The sequence below is a fragment of the Pseudomonas sp. PsB genome (assembly GCF_043658375.1).
Classification (GTDB): Bacteria; Pseudomonadota; Gammaproteobacteria; order Pseudomonadales; family Pseudomonadaceae; genus Aquipseudomonas; species Aquipseudomonas putida_Z.
Genome location: NZ_JBIGLU010000051.1, coordinates 19,624 through 28,111, shown reverse-complemented (window position 1 = coordinate 28,111; position 8,488 = coordinate 19,624). Strand labels below are relative to the sequence as shown.

Below are 8,488 nucleotides of genomic sequence, written 5' to 3'. Positions count from 1 at the left end.
CGTCCCCTTCGTCTAGTGGCCTAGGACACCGCCCTTTCACGGCGGTAACAGGGGTTCGAGTCCCCTAGGGGACGCCACGTTTACCCGCGTTTTGCGGGACTTTTAAGGCTCATTCGATTATTGAATGGGCCTTTTGTTTTTCTTCCCGACTCAAAATTTCGCGACCGACAGGCGGCTGCAGATTCTGCTTGCCAAAAAATATTATGTAAATAATATTTCGATCGTCATATTTTGATCGGCGAGTGGCCTGATGAGCGACAAGAAGAGCAGAACCCGCGAGCGCATTCTCGAGGCGGCGCGAAGTGCGCTGATCCAGCACGGCCCGGCCGAGCCTAGCGTCAGCCAGGTCATGGGGGCGGCAGGCCTGACCGTCGGTGGCTTCTACGCCCATTTCGACAGCAAGGACGAGTTGATGCTCGAAGCGTTCCGTCAGTTGCTGGGCGAGCGCCGCGCCTTGCTCGCGCAGATCGACCCCAGCCTTGATGGCGCCGGGCGGCGGGCGCTGGCCAGTGCCTTCTACCTGTCGCGCAAGCACCGTGATGCCGAAGTGCATGCCTGCCCGCTGCCCAACTCGCTGGGTGAGATGCAGCGCCTGCCGGAGGCCTTCCGCGAGGTGCTGGCCGAGCACATCGAGTTGATGGCTGCTGCCATGGTCGACCGCCCCGAGGACGCCGACAAGGCTTTGGCTGACCTGGCCCTGATGGTTGGCGGCCTGGCGCTGGCCCGTGCCCTGGGCACCAGCGAGCTGTCTGATCGTATTCTGCGCGCCGCCAAATCGGCGGTGCTTTAACCCTGGAGCATGGCGATGACTACCCTGAGCTGGATTCGTGGTGTCAATGGCACCCTGGGCCGCCTGGCCCCCGAGCACGTCGCGGGCAAGATGCGCCGTGCCTTCATGACCCCGCGCAACCTGCCACCACGGGATTGGGAGTTGCCCGTGCTGGCCAGTGCCGAGCGCATCACCCTGCGCTTCGGCTTGTCGGCCCTGCGCTGGGGCAAGGGGCCGACCGTGTTGCTGATGCACGGCTGGGAAGGGCGCCCGACCCAGTTTGCCGCGTTGATCGAAACCTTGGTCCAGGCCGGGCATACCGTGGTGTCGCTGGAGGGGCCGGGGCATGGGCGTTCGCCCGGCGAGCAGGCAAATGTGGTGCTGTTTGCCCGAGCGCTGCTGGAGGCTGCCGCCGAACTGCCGCCGCTGCGCGCGGTTATTGGCCATTCCATGGGCGGCGCCAGTGTATTGCTGGCCCTGCAGATGGGGCTGCGCACAGAGGCAGCGGTCAGCATTGCCGCTCCGGCGCGGCTGTTGGGCGTACTGCGTGGCTTTGCCCATCGCCTGGGGTTGCCGGCGCGGGCGCGGGCGGCATTCATCCGCCAGGTGGAGCGGGATGTGGGCATGCAGATTGCGCGGCTGGATGTGACGGGTTATCAGCTGGAGTTGCCTGGGCTGGTGGTGCATGTCGCCGATGATGCGTTGGTGGCAGCCGATGAGGCCCAGGTTATCCACAAGGCCTGGTTCGATAGCCGCCTGATGCTGCTGGAGGCGGGTGGCCACCAGCGGGTGCTGTCCGATCCGCGCCTGAGTGCAGCGGTGCTGGAGCTGCTGGCCCGGGCTGGCGCGGTCCCTGTAGGAGCGGCCTTGTGTCGCGATGGGCTGCGCAGCAGCCCCGGCAATCTGTGTCGGGACTGAGATTTTGGGGCCGCTGCGCGCCCCATCGCGACACAAGGCCGCTCCTACAGGGATCGCATAGCCCCGCAGGCAAGTGCAGAAGGGCTGGACTTTCCCTCGGCCGTCCCTGCTAAATCCACTTTTGCTCCAAGGAAGCGAACATGAGCTGGGACCTGGCAACACCTTTCGTCATCGACCTGCGCGTTGGCAGCGAGGATATCGACGGCCTTGGCCACGCCAACAACGCGGTCTACGTCACCTGGCTGGAGCGCTGCGCCTGGCGCCACTCCCAGCGCCTGGGCCTGGACCTGGCTGAATATCGCCGGCTGGACCGGGCCATGGCCGTGGTGCGCCACGAAATCGACTACCTGGCCGCTGCCTATGAGGATGACGAGCTGCAACTGGCCACCTGGATCATCGACTGGGACCAGCGCCTGCGCATGACCCGGCGCTTCCAGCTCAAGCGCCCGCGCGACGGCGTGACCTTGCTGCGCGCCCAGACCACCTTTGCCTGCATCGAGCTGTCCAGCGGCAAGCCCAGGCGCATGCCGGCGGAGTTCCTCGACGGTTACGGCCCGGCGCTGATCGGCGCCTGAAACACCGGCAATTTTTGTTAGACTGCCGGCTTTTTCCGCCGAGACCCCGACATGCAAATTGCCCTGGCCCCCATGGAGGGGCTGGTCGACAACATCCTGCGCGACGTGCTGACCCGCGTGGGCGGTATCGACTGGTGCGTCACCGAGTTCATTCGCGTGTGCGACCGCCTGCTGCCGCCTTCATCGTTCGACAAGCTGGCACCCGAGTTGCGCAATGGCGCGCGGACTGCCGCAGGGGTGCCCATGCGTGTGCAACTGTTGGGCTCGGATCCTGTGTGCCTGGCGGAAAACGCCGCGCTGGCCTGCGAGTTGGGCGCGCCGGTGATCGACCTGAACTTTGGTTGCCCGGCCAAGACCGTGAACAAGTCGCGTGGTGGAGCGGTGCTGCTCAAGGAGCCGGAGCTGCTGCACGCCATTGTGCGTGAAGTGCGCCGTGCCGTGCCGGCGCATATCCCGGTCACCTCGAAGATGCGCCTGGGTTTCGACAGCCCCGATGGCGCGCTGGAGTGTGCTACGGCGCTGGCCGAAGGCGGCTCGGCGCACCTGGTGGTGCATGCACGGACCAAGGTCGAGGGCTACAAGCCGCCGGCCCACTGGGAGTGGGTGGCGCGGGTGCAGGATGTGGTCAAGGTGCCGGTGTTCGCCAATGGCGAGATCTGGACCGTGGACGACTGGCGGCGCTGTCGTGAGGTCAGTGGCGCTGAAGACATCATGCTGGGCCGTGGGCTGGTTTCGCGCCCCGACCTGGGGCTGCAGATTGCCGCGGCGCGTGACGGGCGGGAGTACCAGCCGATGAGCTGGGACGACCTGCTGCCATTGCTGCGCGAGTTCTGGCGCCAGGCCCAGGCCAAGTTGTCGCCGCGCTATGCGCCGGGGCGGATGAAGCAGTGGCTGGCGATGCTGACCCGCAGTTATCCCGAAGCGGTTGTGCTGTTTTCCGAATTGCGGCGGGAGGATGACTGTGCGCGGATCAGCCGGTTGCTGGGGGTTGAGGCGGTTTCCTCGGAGGCTTGTGTTGCCTGATCCGGCCCTTTCGCGGGTAAACCCGCTCCCACAGGTTCGGCGCAGGTTTTGGAATGTGTGAGCTCCCTGTGGGAGCGGGTTTACCCGCGAAGAGGCCATCAAGCCCAACACAGGAATCCAGATTTTTTCTGCTCCCCCCTTGAAAGCATTTCCCTCGGCCATATCTCTTGAGTACGCGATGCCGAAGTCGGGTCGCGTAATGACTTACTTGCTGAATCTCAGGAGTTCATGACCATGACCACCGCTTTCTCTCTCGCTCCACTGTTCCGCCATTCCGTTGGTTTCGACCGTTTCAACGACCTGTTCGAATCCGCGGCACGTAACGAGGCCGGTAGCAGCTACCCGCCCTACAACGTGGAAAAGCATGGCGATGACCACTACCGCATCGTGGTTGCTGCAGCCGGTTTCCAGGAAGAGGACCTCGACCTGCAGGTTGAAAAAGGTGTCCTGACCGTGACCGGTGGCAAGCGCGACAATGGTGCTGCTGAAGTGACCTACCTGCATCAGGGTATCGCGCAGCGCGCCTTCAAGCTGTCGTTCCGCCTGGCCGACCATATCGAAGTCAAGGCCGCCGGCCTGGCCAATGGTCTGCTCAGCATCGATCTGCTGCGCATCGTGCCTGAAGAAGCCAAGGCCAAGCGCATTCCGATCAACGGCGACAAGCCAGCGCTGAACTGATCGTGTAGATGTGAAAAAGGGCACCCCCAGGGGTGCCCTTTTTTGTGTCCGTTCCCACGGTCCCCTTGTAGGAGCGGCCTTGTGTCGCGATGGGCTGCGCAGCAGCCCCAAAATCTTGGTTCCAGCATCGATTGCCGGGGCTGCTGCGCAGCCCATCGCGACACAAGGCCGCTCCTACAGGGGCTGCGTCAGCGTCACCAAAGTCGCGTCAGTCGTTCGGTCAGTAATCCGCCGGCGCTTCCAGCAACATCTGCCGGAACTCCGGCAACGGCAGCGGCCGGCTGTGCAAGTACCCTTGGTACAGGTGGCACCCCAGCCGTTCCAGGAACTCCAGCTGCTCGGTCAGCTCCACCCCTTCGGCAATCACCGCCAGGTCCAGGCTGCGGGCCATGGCGACGATGGCGCGGACGATTTCGGCGTCGTTGGGGTCCACCGATGCATCGCGTACGAAAGTCTGGTCGATCTTCAGCGCATCCACTGGCAGGCGTTTCAGGTAGGTCAGCGAGGAATAGCCGGTGCCGAAGTCATCCATGGCAAAGCTCACCCCGTAGCGCTTCAGTTCGCGCATCTTGCTGATGGTGTCTTCCAGGTTCTGGATGACGATGCCTTCGGTGATTTCCAGCTTGAGCATCTGCCGCGGCAGGCGGTAATCGTCCAGGCTGCGCAGTACCCGCCCGACAAAGTCGTTCTGACGGAACTGCCGTGGGCTGATGTTCACGCACAGGCTGAAATCATCGGCGTCGATCAACCCGTCGCCGAGCATGCGCGCGCAGGCATCGCAAGCTTCGTCGAGGATCCAGCTGCCAACTTCAAGGATCAGGCCGCTTTCTTCCAGCACCTGAATGAATTGCGCGGGTGGCTGCTGACCCAGTTGCGGATGGTGCCAGCGCAGCAGCACCTCGGCGCCGACGATGCGGTTGTCGCGGGCATCCACCTGTGGCTGGAAGTGCAGCGCCAGCTCGCCGCGGGCCAGGGCCAGGCGCAGGTCGTTTTCCATGCGCAGGCGCTCGCTGGCAGCCTTCTGCATGGTGGTATGGAACAGCTGGGTGGTGTTGCGCCCGGAGTCCTTGGCCCGGTACAGGGCGATATCGGCACGCTTGAGCAGGTCGGCCGGGGTGGCGCCGTGGTCAGGGATCAGCGCCACACCGATGCTGGGTGTCACCTGCAGGCGCTGGCCGTCCAGCGACATCGGCTCGGCCAGCAGTTCGCGCAGGGTGTCGGCCAGCCCGCGGACTTTCTCTTCGACCAGCTCGCGGCTGCCTTCCAGGCCGCTGAGCAATACCACGAACTCGTCGCCACCCAGGCGCGCCACGGTGTCTTCCAGACGCACGCTGGCTTCCAGCCGCGCGGTGATGATCTTCAGCACCGTGTCGCCCACCGGGTGGCCCAGCGAGTCGTTGATGTGCTTGAAGTGGTCAAGGTCGAGGAACAGCAGGGCGCCGCGCAGGTTGTGGCGCCTGAGCAGGGCGATCTGCTGGCTCAGGCGGTCCATCAGCAGGGCACGGTTGGGCAGGTTGGTCAGCGGGTCGTGGTAGGCCAGGTGGCGAATCTGTGCCTGGGCGTTCTTCAGCTGGCTGACATCGCGGGCGGTCAGCAGCAGGCAGTCCACCTCGTTGAGGGTGATCGGCTCCACCGACACCTCCACGGTAAGGATATCGCCACGCTTGTTGCGCCCGAGCATCTCGCGATGATGCACCCGGCCACGCTCGCGCAACTCGGCCAGCAGGGCGCTGCGCTGCTTGTCGTCGGCCCAGATGCCGATCTCGTACACCGTGCGGCCGACCACGTCGGCGGCGTTGTAGCCGGTCAGGCGGCAGAAACCGTCGTTGATTTCCAGGTAGCGACCGCTGTAGCGTTCGGTGATGGTGATGGCGTCAGGGCTGGAGTGGAAGGCCTTGGCAAACTTCTCCTCGCTGGACTTCAGCGCTGCCTCGGCGCGCTGCTGCTGGGTGATGTCGCGCAGGGTGGTGACGCTGCAGGGCTGGTCATCGACGGTGATCAGGCGGCTGGAAATCACGCAGGTCAGCGGTGCGCCATTGCGGTGGTTGACCACCACGGCGACGTTGCTCAGGGCCTGCTCGCGGATTACCCGCTCGATGCGTTGCGCGCGCTCGACTGACTCCGCCCACAGGCCGATTTCCTCGGCAGTGCGGCCGATCACCTGGTCGGTGCCCCAGCCGAAGGTCTGGGTGAACGCCGGGTTGATCTCGATGAACTGCCCGGTGTCCTGGCGGGTGACACAGATTGGGTCGGGGCTTACCTGGAACAGGCTGGCGAACTTCTCTTCCGAAGCGCTCAGGCGCTGTTCGCGTTCCACCTGGTCGGTGATGTCGAGCAAGGTGCCGGCCATGCGCAGCGGGTTGCCCTGTTCGTCGCGGTACAGCCGGGCGCGGCTTTCGATATAGCGCGAGATGCCGTTTTCCAGCTGTACCCGGTAGGTGATCTGGTAGTTGCCGGCAGGCCCTTCGCGCAGGCTGCGGTAGGCCTGACGCATCGAATTGCGCTCTTGCTCCGGGACCCCTTCGAAAAACGCGTCGAACGATTCGTGAAACGGGATGGGCGGCAGGCCGTGCAGCTGAGCGGCTCGCGCCGAACCGTAAAGCATGCCGCTGGGAATATGCCAGTCCCAGGTGCCCAGCTGTGCCGAGTCCAGGGCCAGGTCCAGGCGCTCCTGGCTGTCCTTCAGGGCCTGCTCGGCGCGCTTGCGTTCGGTGGTGTCGACGAAAGTGCTGATGAGGAAGGTCACGCCTTCCAGTTCGATGCCCTGGGTGCAGAGGATGCCATCATGCACCTTGCCGCTGATGGCGCGGAACTGCACCTCGAGGATCAGCGGGCCGCTGTTGGCCCGGGTCGATTCCAGCACCTGATGGCGCTGTTCGGGGTTGACCCACAGGCCCAGTTCCAGGCTGGTCTTGCCGATCACCTGGCTGCCGGGCCAGCCGAACATGTCTTCGAAGTGCTGATTGACCTCGAAGATCATGCCGTCGTGGCGGCGGGTGAGCAAAATGGCATTTGGGCTGAGGTGGAACAGGGTGGCGAAGCGTTTTTCCGAATTGATCAGCGCCGTTTCCCGCTCGCGCTGGCGGGTGATTTCGCGGATCACCCCGATCATCTGCGGCCGGCCGTTCGGGTCGTGGGTCAGGCTGCCGTTGATCTCCAGCCAGTGCAGGCTACCGTCCGGCCAGCGGATACGGTGGCGCATGGCCTGTTCTACCGGTTCGCCGTTGAACACTGCCTGGAACACCTGGCGTGTACGCGCGCGGTCTTCCTCGGGTAGCAGGTCGAGGTAATCGACATCGGCGGGCAGGGGGCGCTGCGGGTCGAAGCCGAACAGGGCCTGGGTGCCCCGTGACCAGCTGACCCGGCCGCTTTCGATATCCCATAGCCAGGCCCCCAGCCGCGCGCCGTTGAGCGCGGCCAGCAGTTGCGGGGCGTTCTGCCAGGCCTGCTCGGACTCCTGAGGGTCGGCCGCAGGTATGCGCGGCAGGCGCAAAAAGCGATTCGCTGATTTGGGCATCGGTACCAGACCTTTGGCGTGTGACGCGTCCTTGGAGGTGGCAATACCGGGCTGACGACCGGTCAGGCGGGCCCTGCGTGGCTGTCGAGCAGGGCCATGAATGCCCTGGCCGCGTTCGATAGCGTACGCTCCGTGTGCAAAATGTAGCCTAGCTGGCGTGACAGCTGTATGCCCGGCAAGGCGATGGGTGCAACCTGTTCGTCGAGCATGGTGCGCGGCAGCACGCTCCAGGCCAGGCCGATCGACACCATCATCTTGATGGTTTCCAGATAGTTGGTGCTCATGGCGATGTTCGGCGTCAGGCCCTGGCTTTCGAACAGGCGCTGGACAATATGGTGGGTAAAGGTGTTGCCGCCGGGGAACACGGCCGGGTGGCGGGCGACATCGGCCAGGCTGACCGTATGGTTGTTGGCCAGCGGGTGCTCGGGGGCGGCGACGAAGTCCAGGGCGTCGTCCCACACCGGCACGGCCTTGACCAGGTGGTGCGGCTCGGGCGCCAGGGTGATAACGGCAATCTCGGCGCGGCCATGGAGGATTTCGTCGTAGGCCTGTTCCGAATCCATGAACTGAATATCCAGCGCCACTGCCGGGTATTCCCGAGTGAAAGCCCGCAATAGCGGGGGAAGGCGGTGCAAGCCGATATGGTGGCTGGTGGCCAGGGTCAGCCGACCACTCACTTCCCCGGTCAAATTGGTCAGTGCGCGCCGGGTATCATCGAGGACGTTGAGGATCTGGTAGGCGCGGGGCAGCAAGGCGCGTCCGGCCTCGGTCAGGGTCACCTCGCGGCCCAGCCGGTCGAACAGGCGCACATCCAGTTGCTGTTCCAGCCCGGCGATGCGCTTGCTGACGGCCGGTTGGGTCAGGAACAGGCGGTCGGCCGCCCCGGAAAAGCTACCGGTTTCGGCAATCGCGATGAAGGCGCCAAGGTTCGCCAGATCCATGGGATTGTATTCCTGTGGGTTATCCAAAGCATAAAAATTATGAATTTGAGTTATTCAATTTAACCCC

General features: G+C 64.3%; 7 protein-coding genes and 1 tRNA gene. 6 read left to right on the top strand and 2 right to left on the bottom strand.

Features of this window, described 5'->3' with window-relative positions; genetic code table 11:
• Window position 1 precedes the first annotated feature (1 nt).
• From ACGLHT_RS28130 to ACGLHT_RS28105, 6 genes are all read left to right on the top strand, one after another.
• Window positions 2–77, top strand: a tRNA-Glu gene (locus ACGLHT_RS28130).
• Window positions 78–250: 173 nt separating this feature from the next.
• Window positions 251–790: a TetR/AcrR family transcriptional regulator gene (locus ACGLHT_RS28125; protein ID WP_013971594.1), complete on the top strand. Its 540-nt coding sequence runs from the start codon at window positions 251–253 to the stop codon at window positions 788–790.
• A 15-nt stretch (window positions 791–805) separates the two neighbouring features.
• Window positions 806–1,687 carry an alpha/beta fold hydrolase gene (locus ACGLHT_RS28120; protein WP_274120111.1) on the top strand — a complete coding sequence of 294 codons (882 nt, stop codon included), beginning with the start codon at window positions 806–808 and terminating at the stop codon, window positions 1,685–1,687.
• A gap of 140 nt (window positions 1,688–1,827) precedes the next feature.
• Window positions 1,828–2,262, top strand: a complete 435-nt coding sequence (locus ACGLHT_RS28115) for a thioesterase family protein (protein ID WP_046617041.1) — start codon at window positions 1,828–1,830, stop codon at window positions 2,260–2,262.
• A 51-nt stretch (window positions 2,263–2,313) separates the two neighbouring features.
• Entirely contained in the window at window positions 2,314–3,285 is a 972-nt protein-coding gene (locus tag ACGLHT_RS28110) for a tRNA-dihydrouridine synthase (protein WP_274120112.1), read from the top strand.
• Between the two features lie 234 nt (window positions 3,286–3,519).
• Window positions 3,520–3,963, top strand: a complete 444-nt coding sequence (locus ACGLHT_RS28105) for an Hsp20 family protein (RefSeq protein WP_084785084.1) — start codon at window positions 3,520–3,522, stop codon at window positions 3,961–3,963.
• Between the two features lie 220 nt (window positions 3,964–4,183).
• Here the strand turns inward: ACGLHT_RS28105 and ACGLHT_RS28100 are convergent, their stop codons facing one another.
• A complete protein-coding gene (locus ACGLHT_RS28100) occupies window positions 4,184–7,480 on the bottom strand; it encodes a PAS domain S-box protein (RefSeq protein ID WP_274120113.1) in 3,297 nt (1,098 codons plus the stop codon).
• 62 nt (window positions 7,481–7,542) lie between these two features.
• Entirely contained in the window at window positions 7,543–8,421 is an 879-nt protein-coding gene (locus ACGLHT_RS28095) for a LysR family transcriptional regulator (protein ID WP_274120114.1), read from the bottom strand.
• Window positions 8,422–8,488 lie beyond the last annotated feature (67 nt).